Raw genomic sequence first — 15,468 nt, forward strand, 5'->3', positions numbered from 1 at the left:
AGCCTTGCCGGCACCGCCGCAGGCCGGCGCTCTCAGCCGCCGCCGCTCAGCAGCCGCAGCAGGTCCCACAGGAACTTGCAGATCATCACGATCAGTTCCCACAGTCGGTAAAGCGGCTCCCAGTCCATCACGCGCGCCAAGCACTCGAGCAGGGTCATCGGTTGGAAAAACAGCAGTCCGCACAACAGCGGTCGAAGAAAGAAATAGCCGCCGCGCACGCGGCGCGCCGCACGTCCTTGCGCGCGGGCACGCTACGTCCGCGTCACACCGCCATCATCGCGCGCTTGCGCTCGGCGCGCTGCATGACGAAGTTGGCCGCGACCACCCCGACCGTCACGACCGCGATGAACAGCGTCGCAAGCGCGTTCATCTCGGGATTCAGGCCCAGGCGCACGCGCGAGAACACGACGAGCGGCAAGGTCGTCGAACCGGGGCCGGACAGGAACGCCGACAGCACGAGGTCGTCGATCGACAGCGTAAACGACAGCAGCCAGCCCGACACCAACGCCTGCGAAATCAGCGGCAGCGTGACGAAGAAGAACACGCGCAGCGGCGTCGCGCCGAGGTCGAGCGCGGCCTCTTCGAGCGACGGATGCAACTCCCGCACACGCGACTGCACGATGATCGCGACGTACGAAATGCACAGCATCACATGGCCGATCCAGATCGTGAAGATACCGCGTTCGGCCGGCCAGCCGATCAGGTGCGCCATTTCGATGAACAGCAGCAGCAGCGAGATGCCCTGAATCACTTCGGGAATCACGAGCGGCGCGTTGATCATGCCTGTATACAACGTGAAGCCGCGAAAGCGCCCCATGCGCGCGAGCACGAAACCAGCCCAGGTGCCGATGACGACCGACGCGAACGCCGTCATCAAACCGATGCGCAGCGACAGCCACGCCGAGGCGATCAGCTCGTCGTCGTGCAGCAGCGCCGCATACCAGCGCGTCGAAAAACCGGTCCAGACCGTGACCAGTTGTGATTCGTTGAACGAATACACGACGAGGCTCACGATCGGGATATACAGGAACAGAAAGCCGATGCCGAGCGCGATCAGCTGCAACAGGCGATTCGGCTTCATTGGCGGCCCTCGTCCAAGGCCTTCGCCTGCGCATGCTGGAACAGCGCCATCGGCACGAGCAGCAGCAGCACCATCGCGCACGTCACGGCGGATGCCATCGGCCAGTCGGCGTTGTCGAAGAACTCGTTCCACATGACGCGGCCGATCATCAGCGTGTTCGCGCCGCCGAGCAGCTCAGGGATCACGTACTCGCCGACCGCCGGAATGAACACCAGCAGGCAGCCCGCGACGATGCCGTTCTTCGAGAGCGGCAGCGTGATCTGCCAGAACGCCTTCCACGGTTTCGCACCGAGGTCGTAGGCGGCTTCGAGCAAGGTCAGGTCCATTTTCACGAGGTGCGCGTAAAGCGGCATCACGAGAAACGGCAGGTACGAATAGACCATGCCGATATAGACGGCCGTGTTCGTGTGATACAGCTCGATCGGCGTATGAATCAGCCCGATCGACATCAGGAAGTTGTTCAGCAAGCCGTTGTTCTTCAGGATGCCGATCCATGCGTAGACGCGGATCAGGAACGACGTCCAGAACGGCAGCATCACGGCCATCATCAGCAGATTGCGCGTGGCCGGATTCGAGCGCGCGATGTAGTAGGCCATCGGGTAGCCGATCAGCAGACACAGCACGGTCGAAATCGCCGCGACCACCACCGAATTGACGTAGGTCGCGAAGTACAGGCTGTCGGTCAGCAGAAACGCGTAGTGCGACAGGTCGAGCGTGATATGCAGCGCGCCGTCGGCAAAGTCGACGAGGCGCGTATACGGCGGAATGCCGAGCTGCGAATCGGCGAAGCTGATCTTCACGACCAGCAGGAACGGCACGAGGAAGAACAGCAGCAGCCAGATGAACGGCCCCGCCACCACCGCGGTGCGGCCCGTGAGCTTCAGGCGCCGCACCGGCCACACGAAGAACGACACAAGCGCCTCTTTCATGACGTCAGCACCACGCCGGCCGATGCGCTCCAGCGCACGTACACTTCGTCGCCCCAGGTAGGCGGCTCGATCTCGGTGAGCGCGAGGCTCGTCACGTTCGCGATCACGGTCTTGCCGCCCTCAAGCTTCACGTGATAGAGCGAATAGCCGCCCATGTACGCGATATTCGTGACGACGCCCTTGCCCCAGTTGTGCGCGCCCTCGGGCGGCTTGCGCGTGAGCGCGATGCGCTCGGGGCGCACCGAGATCGTCACGGGCATGCCGAGCGGCCCCGTGATGCCGTGATTGACGTGCAGCTGGCACGGCAGGTCCGGCGTTTCGATAAAGACGTGATCGGCTTCGTCCTCGACCGTATGGCCGTCGAACAGATTGGTCGAGCCGATGAATTCCGCCGAGAAGCGGCTGTTCGGATACTCGTAGACCTCGTGCGGCGTGCCGAGCTGAACGATCTGGCCTTCGCTCATCACGGCGAGGCGGCTCGCCATCGTCATCGCTTCTTCCTGATCGTGCGTGACCATCATGCAGGTCACGCCGACCTGGTCGAGAATATTGACGAGTTCGATCTGTGTGCGCTGGCGAATCTGCTTGTCGAGCGCCGACATCGGCTCGTCGAGCAGCAGCAGCTTGGGGCGCTTGACCAGCGAGCGCGCCAGCGCGACGCGCTGCTGCTGGCCGCCCGACAGCTGATGCGGCTTGCGCTTCGCGAAGCGGCCCATTTGCACGAGTTCGAGCGCGTTGTGCACGCGGTCTTTCAGTTCGGCCTTCGGCACGCCTTCCTGCTTGAGGCCGAACGCGACGTTCGCCTCGACCGTCATATGCGGAAAGAGCGCGTACGACTGGAACATCATGTTGACCGGCCGGCGGTACGGCGGCAGTTGCGCGAGGTCTTCGCCGTCGATCAGGATCCTGCCCGAGGTCACGGTTTCGAGCCCGGCCATCATGCGCAGCAAGGTCGACTTGCCGCAGCCCGAACTGCCGAGCAGCGCGAACAGCTCGCCCTTCTTCACCGACAGATTGACGCCCTTGACCGCCACGGTCTCGCCGAACTTCTTCACGACGTCGACGATCTGGATGAACTGGTCCGCTGCGTCGCCCGTCACGGCGTTCGGGCCCGGGGACGGCGCGCCCACCCCCGCCAGCGCGCCCGGCTGGTCACTACTGATCATAATGCTGCTTCACTCCGGCGTTTGACGAACAAAGCCCCCGGTGAACACCGAGGGCTTCATGATGATGCGGATTCCCTGCTGCGCGCCGCGCTCAGCGGCCGGACTTGAGTTCGGTCCACAGCCGCGTTTGCAGCCGCTGGATTTCCGGCGGCAACGGCTTCAGCAGGAACAGCGTCTTGATGGTCTCAGGCGACGGATACACGGCCGGATCGTTCGCGACGTCCTTGTCCACGTACTTGCGCGCTTCCAGGTTGGTGCTCGGATAGTACACGGCATTGGTGATCGCGGCGTGTACCTGCGGCGTCTCGATGTAGTTGATCCATTCGAGCGCGGCTTCCTTGTGCTTCGCGTCCTTCGGAATCGCCATCACGTCGAACCAGACCGGCGCGCCGCCCTTCGGAATGTAGTACTCGATCCTGTACGGCTTCTTCGCTTCGATCGTGCGATGCTTGGCGATCACGACGTCGCCCGACCAGCCGTACGCGAAGCAGATGTCGCCACCGACCAGATCGTTGATATAGCCCGACGAGTTGAACTGCGTGATGTACGGACGGATTTTCTTCAGCACTTCGAGCGCGGCGCGATAGTCGGCCGGGTTCGTGCTCATCGGATCCTTACCCATGTAGTGCAGCGTGGCCGCGAACATCTGATCCGGCGCATCGAGCACCGACACGCCGCAGGCCTTCAGCTTCGAGATGTTCTCGGGCTTGAAGAGGATGTCCCAGTTATCGAGCGGGGTGTCCTTGCCGAGAATCTGCTGGGCCTTCGTGACGTTGTAGGCGAGCCCGGTCGTGCCGTAAGCCCAGGGCACCACGTACTTGTTGCCCGGATCGGCGCCGGCGACGAGCGCCATCAGCGACGGGTCGAGATATTTAAGGTTCGGCAGCTTCGATTTGTCGAGCGGCTCGAAGATGCCGGCGGCGATCTGCTTGCCCGCGTAGTTGCTGGTCGGCACGACGATGTCGTAGCCCGAATTGCCGGTGAGGAGCTTGGCCTGCAGCGTGTCGTCGCTGTCGTAGTTGTCGTACCTGACCTGCACGCCGGTCTGCTTCGTGAAGTTCGGGATCGTGTCCTTCGCGATGTAGTCGGACCAGTTATACACGTTGAGCTGCGTATCCTTCGCAGCGGCCGTCAACCACGGCGCCGCGCACAAGACCAGCGCCGCCACCTGCCCCACTACCCGTCGTTTCATCCCGTTCTCCGATCCCGTCGTCACTCAAGCCGCTGCGTCGCGCGCGGCCCCCGAAAACCCCGAAAACTACCACCAATTACCGCGCGGTCCAAAAAAAACGCCGAGCTGTCGCGCAAACGGCACAGCTCGGGCCGCACCGCTGCAAAATGGCCGCAATTTTAACGGGTTATCGGCGCGTGTCCACCTAAAATTATGCGGGATTATGGGGCTGATAACCGGGTGGCCGCGGCTTGCGCCGGCGTCGCCAGCCCGCCGTTATCGCACTGTCATCCCGTTGTCAGGTGAGCGCGCGAGTAGCGGTGCACAATAGGCGCTTGAGGCTGGCGCCGCCATCATGCAATAGCCGCCCTGCCTCGCTCCACCGCCCGCCGCGCGCGACGGGCAGGTGGCTTGCAAGAGGATGCGTCTCTCCGACCTCAGGCACCGATGAACACCAATCCTTTCGCGTTGCGCCCCAACCGCCGCCGGCGTCTGCCGGGCGAGCCCACGCGGCCCGCGCACTGGTTCTCGTTCCTCGGCGCTGGCGCGCTGATCGCGGTCGGCTATATCGACCCCGGCAACTGGGCGACCGCGCTCGGCGCCGGCGCAGGCTACGGCTACCGGCTGCTCGGCATCGTGCTGCTGTCGAGCGCGATGGGGATGCTGATGCAATGGCTGTCGTCGCGGCTCGGCGTCGTAACCGGGCGCGACCTCGCGCAGCTATGCCGCGAGCGCAACGGCCGGCGCGCGACGCTGTTCCTGTGGCTGACGAGCGAGGTCGCGATCATCGCCTGCGACGTCGCCGAGGTGGTCGGCAGCGCCGTTGCACTGCAACTGCTGCTCGGCGTCTCGCTGACGGTCGGCGTGATGATGTCGGCGGTCTGCACGTTCGCGCTGCTCGCGCTCCAGCAGAAAGGCGGCCGCCGCCTCGAAGCGGTGATCGCCGTGCTGATCGGCTTCGTCGGCCTGTGCTTCGTCGTGCAACTCGCGCTCGCGCGGCCCGACTGGCGCGCGGCGCTGGCCGGCACCGCGCCGAGCGTCGAGCTGCTGAGGAATGCGGGCATGGTGTGGCTCGCGGCCGGCATCGTCGGCGCGACGGTCATGCCGCACAACCTCTATCTGCACTCGGCGCTCGTCAAGCATCACGCGCCGGACGGCAGCGACCCGCGCATCAAGGTCGCGCTGCACGTGGTCAATCTCGATACGTTCGGCTCGCTCGCGTTCGCGTTCGTCATCAACGCGGCGCTGCTGATCGTCGCGGCGGCCGTGTTCTACGCGAGCGGGCATCGCGACGTGACCGATCTCGCCGACGCGCACCGGCTGATCGCGCCGCTCGTCGGCAGCCGCTGGGCCAGCATCCTGTTCGCGGCGGCACTGCTCGCCTGCGGCCTGAGCGCGACCGTCACCGGCACGCTGGCCGGTCAGACCGTCATGGAAGGCTTTCTGCAAATCCGGCTGCCGCGCTGGAAACGCGCGCTGCTCACACGCGCGCTCGCGATCGGGCCGGCGCTGCTCGCGGTCGCGCTGTTTGGTCCGCGCGGCTCGAACCAACTGCTCGTCGCGAGCCAGGTGGTGCTGAGCCTGCAATTGCCGCTCGCGGTCGTGCCGCTGATCCGCTACGCATCCGATGCGAACCTCATGCGCGGCTGGCGCGTGCACGGCGTGCCGCTTGCGCTCGCGTGGCTGTCGGCGGCGTTTATCGTGATGCTCAATGGGGCCTTGCTGTGGCAGTTGGCGCTGGGCGCGTGACGCTTACGCATCGGGTAACATGGCGGGACTCCGCTTTTGCGCCACAAGGTTTCCGATGACTTCGAATCTTCACGATCTCCCCGACAGCCCGTGCGTCGGCGTCTGCTCCACGCTGTTCGATGAAGTCTGCAAAGGCTGCGGCCGCACCGCCGACGAAGTATCCAACTGGGTGTTCCTCAGCGACGAGGAAAAGCGCGCGATCTGGGAACGTATCAAACGGGAAGGCACGGCGATGCGTTTTCAGTACGACCGGTTGTAGGCCAGACAAGCCGTAGGCCGGTTTTCTCCGCAAATCGCGGGGAATGCGGGTGAGGCAGGTCGCGCATCGTGTCGTACCGCGCCTGAATGCCATGCCATGGAAAATGCCGGGACATCCCGGCATTTTCTATTTTTGCGGCCGGCATTCGTGTCCGGATAAGGAAACGCCTGCGCCACAGCAAAAAGCCCGCCGAGGTATCCACCTCGGCGGGCCATCGGGTTCCATCAGGTTTCGCTGCGCTGCCTCAAGACAATCGAGACAAACCAGCTGCCTCGAACAGGCTTTACTCCACGCCCTGACTCGTCAGGAAGTCCTCGTAATTACCTCCGAAGTCGTTCAACGTCCCATCGGTCTTCACTTCGATGATCCGGTTCGCGAGGCCGCTCACGAATTCGCGGTCGTGCGAGACGAAAATCAGCGTGCCGTCGAACTTGTCGAGCGCGATCTGCAGCGACTCGATCGACTCCATGTCCATGTGGTTGGTCGGCTCGTCCATCAGCAGCACGTTGTGGCGGCCGAGCATCAGCTTGCCCCAGATCATGCGGCCCTTCTCGCCGCCCGACAGCACCTTGACCGATTTGCGGATGTCGTCCGCATTGAACAGCAGGCGGCCGAGCGTGCCGCGCACCATCTGCTCGTCGTCGCCTTCCTTGCGGTACTGGTCGATCCAGTCCATCAGCGTGACGTCAGTCGGAAACTCTTCGTAGGTATCTTGCGGCATGTAGCCGATGTTGGCGTTTTCCGCCCACTTCACCGTGCCGTGATCGAGTTGCAGATTGCCGAGCAGCGAGCGCAGCAGCGTGGTCTTGCCCGCGCCGTTCTCGCCGATGATCGCGATGCGCTCGCCCGGCTGCACGCTGATGCTGAAGTTGTTGAAGATCGAGCGTTCGTATTTCTTCGAGATGGTGTCCGCCACCACCGCGATGTTGTGCAGCTTCTTCTCGAACTCGAAACGGATAAACGGGTTCTGCCGCGACGAGGGCTTGAATTCCTCGATCTTGATCTTGTCGATCATCTTCAGACGGCTGGTGGCCTGGCGCGCCTTCGACTTGTTCGCCGAGAAGCGGCGCACGAAGTCCTGCAGGTCGGCCACGCGCTCCTTGGCCTTCGCATTGGCAGCCTGCTGACGCTCGCGCGCCTGCGTGCTGGCGAGCATGTAGTCGTCGTAGTTGCCCGGATAGACTTTGAGCGTGCCGTAGTCCATGTCGGCCATGTGCGTGCAGACCTGGTTCAGGAAGTGCCGGTCGTGCGAGATGATGATCATCGTCGAGTTGTACTGGTTCAGAACATCTTCCAGCCAGCGGATCGAGTTGATGTCGAGGTTGTTGGTCGGCTCGTCGAGCAGCAGCACGTCCGGCTTCGAGAACAGCGCCTGGGCGAGCAGCACGCGCAGTTTCCAGCCCGGCGCCACGTTGCTCATCGGGCCGTTGTGGTCTTCGATCGCGATGCCGATGCCGAGCAGCAGTTCGCCCGCGCGCGCTTCGGCCGTATAGCCGTCGTACTCGGCGAATTTCGCTTCGAGTTCGGCGGCGTGCATGTAGTCGTCGTCGGTGGCGTCGGGGTTCGCGTAGATCGCGTCGCGCTCGGTCATGGCGGCCCACATTTCGGTGTGGCCCATCATCACGACGTCGAGCACGCGCACGTCTTCGTAGGCGAACTGGTCCTGGCGCAGCTTGCCGAGACGCACGTTCGGTTCGAGCATCACGTTGCCCGAGCTCGGTTCGAGATCCGAACCGAGAATCTTCATGAAAGTGGATTTACCGCAGCCGTTCGCACCGATCAGGCCGTAGCGGTTCCCTTCCCCGAATTTGACCGAAATGTTCTCGAAGAGGGGCTTCGGCCCGAATTGCATGGTGATATTGGCAGTAGACAGCACGGCGCGTCCCTTTGAATGTGATATCGGCGAAAAACCCAATATTTTAGCAGACTATCGCTAATCTAACCCGCACGGACTGCGCCGCTTTGCCTGACGGCCCCATCCGTTGTTGCGGCGTCGGTAATACGGCGGTGAAAACCGGCGGCTCGGTATCGATCGGTATCGGCAAATTTCGTGGCCGCGCGCCACGGCGGGATGGCCGGCCAACGCCGCACGGCCTGACGGATCGGGCCGCCGCATGTTACGTGCCGCGCATGACGCCGCCTTAACGGTCACACACCCGGCCACGCCACCGCCCCAGGCATGCGGCCACACGCATCACCCATAAACCGTGCACATCGTTGCCTATACTTTTCGAAGGCGCTTGTCTCGCCCGCGCCCGGCCGAACGGCGCTTTGCCGATCTGCGGCGCAGACCCAGGAGAACATCCATGTCAGAGCACGTTTACAAGAAGATCGAACTGACCGGCTCGTCGACGAAATCGATCGACGACGCCATCAGCACCGCCATCGCCAAAGCGTCGAAAACGCTGCGTAATCTGCACTGGTTCGAAGTGACGGAAACGCGCGGGCAGATCCAGGACGGCAAGGTCGCGTACTGGCAGGTAACGCTCAAGGTAGGCCTGCGTATCGACGACTGAAAGCAGGATTGAGCAGCGGCGTTGCAGTGTCGTGACACGGCGGCAGTCCGGCACCGCGACGCCGCGGAAGCGGCGGTAAAAAAAGCTGCGGCCGCGCTGAGGCGGACGCAGCTTTTTCGCAGCGTTTTCGTGAAACCGGCCCGCTTGCCGCAGCAGATGTCGCAGACGAGCCGCTCAAGAACCGGCCGCGGCTACAACGGGCCAGCGCTCACCGGCCGATACCTGCCGACACCTGCCGATACCCGCCGGACACCGCGAACCGGCCCGAGGCGACATACCCCGGCCGCCCTGCCGCGCCTCACTTCGGCAACGTCCCGTCCACCCCCTCGACATACCAGTTCAGGCGCTGCAATTCCGGATCGGTCAGCGTCTTGCCGTCCGGAATCTTCACCGCCCCCGACTGATCCTTGATCGGCCCCGTGAACACGTCGCGCTTGCCGCTCGCGAGTTCCTCGCGTTTCGCCGCCACCTGTTTCTGCGCATCGGCCGAAATCGCCGACGTGTTCAGGTCCTCGAGATTGACCGCCTTCTGCGGCAGACCCCACCACACCGGATCGTTCTTCCACTTGCCGTCGAGCACCTGCAGGATCACCGCGTTGTAGTACACGCCCCAGTGCGCGACCACCGAGCCGAGATGCGCGTCAGGGCCGAACTTCTTCATGTCCGAATCCCAGCCGAACGCATGCACGTGTTTCTCCGACGCGGTCGCGAGCGTCGCGCTCGAATCGGTGTTCTGCAGCAGCACGTCGGCGCCCTGGCCGATCAGCGTTTCGGCGGCCTGCTTTTCCTTGCCCGGATCGAACCAGCTGTTGATCCAGATCACCTTCGTATGCACCTTCGGATTCACCGAGCGCGCGCCGAGCGTGAACGCGTTGATGTTGCGCACGACTTCCGGAATCGGCACCGACGCGACGAAGCCGAGCGTGTTGCTCTTCGTCACGTAGCCCGCGGCGACGCCGGCCAGATAGGCGCCCTGGTACATGCGCACGTCGTAGGTGCCGAAGTTCGGCGCTTTCTTGTAGCCGGTCGCGTGCAGGAACACGATGTCCGGGAAGTCTTTCGCCACCTTCAGCTGGAAGTCCTGGAAGCCGAAGCTCGTGCCGAAGATGATCTTGTTGCCCTTGTTCGCGAGATCGCGGAACACGCGCTCCGAGTCGGCCGATTCCGGCACGTTCTCGACGCGCGTGATTTTGATCTTGTTGCCGAACTTCGCCTCGACTTCGCGCGAGCCCTGGTCGTGCGCGAAGGTCCAGCCGGCATCGCCCGGATTGCCGATATAGACGAAGGCGACGCCCGGCACATCGGCGGCCTGCGCGGTTTGCGCGAGCGGCGCGGCGAGTGCGAGCGAAGCCGCGCACGAGGCGAAAGCGGTCAGCAGATTTCTTCTCTTCATGTGGTTCCCCTGTCGTGTTAACCGGAATGTGCAGCGCGGAATGTGCAGCGCGGACTGTGATGAGCGAAACGTGAAGCGCGGACTGCGATGAACGGACTGTGAAGCGCGAATGGCAATGAGCCGATGATGAAGCGCGAATCGCCAAAAACGCCGGCCCGCTCAGCCCGCCGAAAAAAACGGCTTGCCGAGCGATGCGGGCGCATTCAGACGGATCGTGTTCGGATTGCGCGAGATCAGCGCGAGCACGACGATCGTCGCGACGTACGGCAGCATCGCGAGGAACTGCGTCGGCACCGGCACGCCGATCGCCTGCGCATAGAACTGCAGGCCCGTGACCGCGCCGAACAGCAGCGCGCCGATCAGCAGACGCCCGGGGCGCCACGTCGCGAACACGACGAGCGCGAGCGCGATCCAGCCGCGCCCCGAGGTCAGATTCTCCTGCCACAGGTGCAGATTGACGATCGAATAGTAGCCGCCGGCGAGCCCCGCCATGCCGCCGCCGAAGGCCACCGCGCCATAGCGCACGCCGACCACCGGAAAGCCGACCGAGTGCGCAACCTGCGGCGATTCGCCGACCGAGCGCAGCACGAGCCCGGCACGCGTGCGATACAGGAACCAGCCGATCGCGGCAAACATCAGGAATGCGAGGTAATCGAGCGGCGTGAGGGTAAACAGCGCCGGGCCGAGCACCGGAATCTTCGAGAGGCCGGGAATGGTCCACAGGTCGATCGTCGCGCGCACAGCGGCCGACGTGTACGGCTTGCCGACATAGGCCGACAGGCCGATGCCGAAGATCGTCAGCGACAGGCCGGTCGCGACCTGGTTGGCGAGCATCGTCAGCGTGAGGAACGCGAACAGCAGCGACATCGCGAGACCGGCGCCGATCGCGGCGAGCACGCCGAGCCACGGGCTGCCCGTGAGCGCCGTGACCGCGTAGCCGCTCACGGCGCCCATCAGCATCATCCCCTCGACGCCGAGGTTGAGCACGCCCGACTTTTCGGCGACGAGTTCGCCCGCGCCCGCGAACATCAGCGGGATCGACGCGGTGATGGCGCTCGACGTGAGCGCACTGGCTTGCTGGATATCCATAAGCGGCGGATGAGCGGATAAGAAATGGATAAGAAGCGGACAAGAAACGGATCAGCGGATTAACGGGCTGCGACGGCCGCCGAGCGGCGCCGCACACGGTAGTTCACGAACAGATCGGCGCCGAGCAGGCAGAACAGCAGCAGCCCCTGGAACACGCCCGAGAGCGCCTGCGGCAATTGCATCGAGGTCTGCACCGCTTCGCCGCCGAGATAGAGCAGCGCCATCAGCAGACTCGCGAGCACGATGCCAAGCGGATGCAGGCGCCCGACGAACACCACGATGATCGCGGTGAAGCCGTAGCCCGGCGACCAGGTCGCCTGCAACTGGCCGATCGGACCGGCGATCTCGCCCATGCCGGCGAGCCCCGCGAGACCGCCGCTGATGAGCAGCGAGGTCCAGACGGTCTTCGTGTCGGAGAAACCGGCATAGCGCGCGGCGAGCGGCGCGAGTCCGCCGACGTTCATCCGGTAGCCCGCGAAGCTCTTGCGCATGAAAAGCCATGCGAGCGGAATCGCGATCAGCGTGAGAAAGACCGAGGCGTTGAGGCGCGTGCCGCGCAGCCATATCCAGTGCCAGTCGCCATAGAGCGTCGGATAGAGCGCGTCGCCGCCGAACATTTCCGACAGCGGAAAATTCATGCCCTGCGGATCGCGCCACGGGCCGCTCACGAGATAGATCAGCAGTTGCGTCGCGACGTAGGTGAGCATCAGGCTCACGAGAATCTCGTTGGTGTTGAAGCGGCTCTTCAGGAACGCCGGAATCGCGGCCCACGTCATGCCGCCGAGCACGCCGGCGAGCATCATCGTCGGCAGAATCCACCTGCCGCTTGCCTGATCGAAATAGATCGCGACGCCGCTCGCGGCAATGCCGCCGAGCAGCATCTGCCCTTCGGCGCCGATGTTCCAGACATTCGCGCGATAACCGATCGCGAGACCGAGGCCGATCAGGCACAGCGGCGACGCCTTCAGCAGCAGTTCCGACCAGCCGTTGATGCTCGACAGAGGCTCGATGAAGAACGCGTGCATCGCCTGCAACGGGTCGCGGCCGACGAGGCCGAAGATCAGGAAGCCGATCGCGAGCGTCAGCAACGCGGCGATCAGCGGCACGGCAAGCTGCATCGCGCGCGAGGGCGCCGTGCGGGCTTCGAGTCGATAAGGAAGCGTCATGAATAGCGTGTAATGGTTCGGGTTCGGTTCGGTGAGTCACGCATGCGCCGGCTGGTCCGGCGCGCCCTCGCGGTCGCCGAACAACCCCGCCATCCAGCGGCCGATTTCCTCGGCATGGGTCGCGCCGGTCGCACGCACCGGCGAGAGCCGGCCGCCCGCGAGCACCGCGAGGCGATCGCAGATATCGAACAGCTCTTCCAACTCTTCGGAGATCACGAGAATCGCGACGCCGCGCGCCGACAGATCGAGCAGTTGCTGACGGATAAACGCCGCCGCGCCGACGTCGACACCCCATGTGGGCTGCGCGACCACGAGCACCTTCGGCGCCTGCAGGATCTCGCGGCCCATGATGTACTTCTGCAGATTGCCGCCCGACAGACTCTGCGCGAGCGCGTCCGGGCCGCCGCAGCGCACGTCGAATGCATCGATGCAGCGCTTCGCGAACGCGCGTATCGCGCCCGCGCGAATCCAGCCCGAGCTCACCATCTGCTGGCGATGCGCGGTGAGCAAGGCGTTGTCCGCGAGACTCATCGCCGGCACCGCGCCGCGGCCGAGACGCTCTTCCGGCACGAAGCCGAAGCCGAGCGCGCGCCGGCCGCCCGCGCCGAGACGCGCGGCCGGCTTGCCGCAGATCGTGATCGCATCGGCCGGCACGCTGCGTTTTTCGGCGCGCTTTTCGCCCGACAGCGCCGCCAGCAATTCCGCCTGCCCGTTGCCCGACACGCCCGCAATGCCGAAGATCTCGCCCGCATGCACGCTGAACGACACCTCGTGCAGCGACGTGCCGAACGGGTCGTCGCTTGCCACCGACAGCCGCTTCACGTCGAGCAGCACCGCACCCGGCTGGTGCTCGCGCCGCGTGTAATCGGGCAGCGAATGGCCGACCATCAGTTGCGCGAGCGATGCGTGCGTCTCGTGCTTCGGCTTGACGTGACCGGTCACGCGGCCGCCGCGCATGACGGTCGCGGTGTCGCACAACGCCTGGATTTCGTCGAGCTTGTGGCTGATGTAGAGAATGCTGCAACCCTCGGCCGCGAGCCGGCGCAGCGTCGCGAAGAGCTTGCGGACCGCTTGCGGCGTCAGCACCGAAGTCGGTTCGTCCATGATTAGCAGCCGCGGCTTCTGCCGCAGACAGCGCACGATTTCGACGCGCTGCCGCTCGCCGACCGTGAGGCTGTGCACGTGACGCTGCGGATCGATGTCGAGGCCATAGTCGGCCGACACCTCGCGAATGCGCTTCGACAAGGTCTTCAGATCGAACGGTTCGTCGAGCGCGAGCGCGATGTTTTCGCCGACCGTCAGCGTCTCGAACAGCGAGAAGTGCTGGAACACCATGCCGACGCCGAGCTTGCGCGCGGCCGCCGGATTCGCGATCTCGACCGTCTCGCCTTCCCAGCAGATCTCGCCGGCATCGGGCCGCACCGCGCCGTAGATGATCTTCATCAGCGTGCTCTTGCCCGCGCCGTTCTCGCCGAGCACCGCGTGGATTTCGCCCGGCGCGACGACGAGCGTGACGTCGTCGTTGGCGCGCACGGACGGATATTGCTTGGTGATGCCCGTGAGCATCAGCCGTGGCGCCATGGTGCCCGTGTTCGATGAACCCGGCCCCGGCTGCGCGGCGGCGTTGCCGCCAGAGGGAAAGTCGCTCATGTGATTGCGTCGTGCGTCAGTGACTGCCGGTTTCCGCGCGGGTTCGTCCAGCGTGCCCGCGAACGATCCGTCACCATAATCGGATGACGATACCTAATTCGCCCTACTCAGTCGAGCCGCCAAAATTCCCGCAAACCCGCGCCACTGCGACCTCTGCGGGTATGCCACCCTTGACGGCATGTTTCGTCCATATTAAAACGCTTATACCCACACGCCCATTCGATCAGCCAGCACATATATTTCGGAGAATCCATGAGTCAGCAACGCGAGGCGATCGACACGTACCTGCTGCGGGTCCTGCACACGCTGTTGATGGAGCGCAGCGTCACGCGCGCCGCCGTCAAACTCAATCAATCGCAACCGGCGATCAGCGCCGCGCTGCGCCGTCTGCGCGACATCACCGGCGACCCGCTGCTGGTGCGCGGCAAGTCCGGCATGGTGCCGACCGAATACGGCCTGCGCCTGCTCGAACCGGTGCAGAACGCGCTGCGCGAAATCGAGCGCATCAAGTTCCAGCAGCACAACTTCGACCCGGCCACCTCGATCCGCTGCTACCGGATCGGCTGCCCCGACTACCTGAACGTGCTGTTCGTGCCGACCGTCGTCGAACGCTTTCGCCAGGCCGCGCCGAACGCGACGCTCGAATTCCATTCGCTCGGTCCCGCGTTCGACTACGAACTCGCGCTCGAAGACGGCAAGCTCGACATCGTGGTCGGCAACTGGCCGGAGCCGCCCGAGCAGTTGCATCTGTCGAATCTGTTCGTCGATCAGATCGTTTGCCTGATGAGCAACACGCATCCGTTCGCCAAACGCGGCGGGCTTACGCTCGACCAGTACCTGAACGCGCCGCATCTCGCGCCGACGCCGTATTCGGTCGGCCAGCGCGGCGCGATCGACGTGCACCTCGCGCGCGAGCGCTTAAAGCGCCACGTGGTCGTCACGCTGCCGTACTTCAATCTGGCGCCGTACGTGCTGATCAAGTCCGACCTGATCTTCACGACCACGCGACTCTTTGCCGACTACTACGCGAAGTTCCTGCCGCTGACCGTGGTGCCCGCGCCACTCGATTTCCCGCCGATGCAGTACTACCAGCTGTGGCACGAGCGCGTGCATTACTCCGACGAAGTGCGCTGGCTGCGTGGGCTCGTCGCCGAGGCGACGAAGACGTTGATCGACAAGCCTTGAGGCTGCCCCGGGGGCGAGGTCTTTGGCCCGTCCCCTGCCTGTCTTTCGCCGACCCTCTTCTCGCTGCCCGTCGGCCCCCGCTGGTCAGCCTGCGGTTCAGCCCGCCGTTTAGTC

Annotated in this window: 14 protein-coding genes; 4 read left to right on the plus strand and 10 right to left on the minus strand. The window is 64.4% G+C overall.

The window, feature by feature from the left end; translation table 11 throughout:
• Positions 1 to 32: 32 nt before the first annotated feature.
• The 5 genes from F3J19_RS22155 to F3J19_RS22175 form a co-directional block, all read right to left on the minus strand.
• Positions 33 to 218 (minus strand): hypothetical protein, encoded by a 186-nt coding sequence (locus tag F3J19_RS22155; protein ID WP_167045885.1) that lies wholly within the window; start codon positions 216 to 218, stop codon positions 33 to 35.
• 44 nt (positions 219 to 262) lie between these two features.
• Positions 263 to 1,081, minus strand: a complete 819-nt coding sequence (locus F3J19_RS22160; protein ID WP_167046063.1) for an ABC transporter permease subunit — start codon at positions 1,079 to 1,081, stop codon at positions 263 to 265.
• On the minus strand, positions 1,078 to 2,010 hold the full coding sequence (locus F3J19_RS22165; RefSeq protein WP_167046066.1) for an ABC transporter permease subunit: 933 nt from the start codon (positions 2,008 to 2,010) through the stop codon (positions 1,078 to 1,080). The genes F3J19_RS22160 and F3J19_RS22165 overlap by 4 nt, the downstream gene beginning before the upstream one ends.
• Positions 2,007 to 3,176: a polyamine ABC transporter ATP-binding protein gene (gene potA, locus F3J19_RS22170; RefSeq protein WP_167046069.1), complete on the minus strand. Its 1,170-nt coding sequence runs from the start codon at positions 3,174 to 3,176 to the stop codon at positions 2,007 to 2,009. Before potA ends, F3J19_RS22165 begins: the two co-directional genes overlap by 4 nt.
• Positions 3,177 to 3,267: 91 nt before the next feature.
• Positions 3,268 to 4,368: a polyamine ABC transporter substrate-binding protein gene (locus tag F3J19_RS22175; RefSeq protein ID WP_167046072.1), complete on the minus strand. Its 1,101-nt coding sequence runs from the start codon at positions 4,366 to 4,368 to the stop codon at positions 3,268 to 3,270.
• A 426-nt stretch (positions 4,369 to 4,794) separates the two neighbouring features.
• Between F3J19_RS22175 and F3J19_RS22180 the strand changes: the two genes are divergently transcribed.
• Entirely contained in the window at positions 4,795 to 6,096 is a 1,302-nt protein-coding gene (locus F3J19_RS22180; protein WP_167046075.1) for an Nramp family divalent metal transporter, read from the plus strand.
• A gap of 55 nt (positions 6,097 to 6,151) precedes the next feature.
• Entirely contained in the window at positions 6,152 to 6,355 is a 204-nt protein-coding gene (locus F3J19_RS22185; RefSeq protein WP_167046078.1) for a DUF1289 domain-containing protein, read from the plus strand.
• 283 nt (positions 6,356 to 6,638) lie between these two features.
• Here the strand turns inward: F3J19_RS22185 and F3J19_RS22190 are convergent, their stop codons facing one another.
• The gene (locus F3J19_RS22190) at positions 6,639 to 8,231 is read right to left on the minus strand and encodes an ABC-F family ATPase (RefSeq protein WP_167046080.1); all 1,593 of its coding nucleotides are present in this window, start codon (positions 8,229 to 8,231) and stop codon (positions 6,639 to 6,641) included.
• A gap of 430 nt (positions 8,232 to 8,661) precedes the next feature.
• Here F3J19_RS22190 and F3J19_RS22195 point away from each other — a divergent pair, with 430 nt between their 5' ends.
• The gene (locus tag F3J19_RS22195; protein ID WP_167046083.1) at positions 8,662 to 8,871 is read left to right on the plus strand and encodes a dodecin; all 210 of its coding nucleotides are present in this window, start codon (positions 8,662 to 8,664) and stop codon (positions 8,869 to 8,871) included.
• Positions 8,872 to 9,169: 298 nt separating this feature from the next.
• Here the strand turns inward: F3J19_RS22195 and F3J19_RS22200 are convergent, their stop codons facing one another.
• The 4 genes from F3J19_RS22200 to F3J19_RS22215 form a co-directional block, all read right to left on the minus strand.
• Positions 9,170 to 10,264 (minus strand): BMP family ABC transporter substrate-binding protein, encoded by a 1,095-nt coding sequence (locus F3J19_RS22200; RefSeq protein WP_167046086.1) that lies wholly within the window; start codon positions 10,262 to 10,264, stop codon positions 9,170 to 9,172.
• A gap of 159 nt (positions 10,265 to 10,423) precedes the next feature.
• Positions 10,424 to 11,353 carry an ABC transporter permease gene (locus F3J19_RS22205; protein WP_167046089.1) on the minus strand — a complete coding sequence of 310 codons (930 nt, stop codon included), beginning with the start codon at positions 11,351 to 11,353 and terminating at the stop codon, positions 10,424 to 10,426.
• Between the two features lie 59 nt (positions 11,354 to 11,412).
• Positions 11,413 to 12,519, minus strand: a complete 1,107-nt coding sequence (locus F3J19_RS22210; RefSeq protein ID WP_167046092.1) for an ABC transporter permease — start codon at positions 12,517 to 12,519, stop codon at positions 11,413 to 11,415.
• Positions 12,520 to 12,555: 36 nt separating this feature from the next.
• Positions 12,556 to 14,100: an ABC transporter ATP-binding protein gene (locus F3J19_RS22215; protein WP_240159157.1), complete on the minus strand. Its 1,545-nt coding sequence runs from the start codon at positions 14,098 to 14,100 to the stop codon at positions 12,556 to 12,558.
• Positions 14,101 to 14,421: 321 nt separating this feature from the next.
• Here F3J19_RS22215 and F3J19_RS22220 point away from each other — a divergent pair, with 321 nt between their 5' ends.
• Complete coding sequence (locus F3J19_RS22220) at positions 14,422 to 15,354, plus strand: LysR substrate-binding domain-containing protein (RefSeq protein ID WP_167046098.1); 933 nt, start codon at positions 14,422 to 14,424, stop codon at positions 15,352 to 15,354.
• Positions 15,355 to 15,468 lie beyond the last annotated feature (114 nt).

The organism is Burkholderia sp. Ax-1724 (assembly GCF_011752995.1).
Taxonomy (GTDB): Bacteria; Pseudomonadota; Gammaproteobacteria; order Burkholderiales; family Burkholderiaceae; genus Paraburkholderia.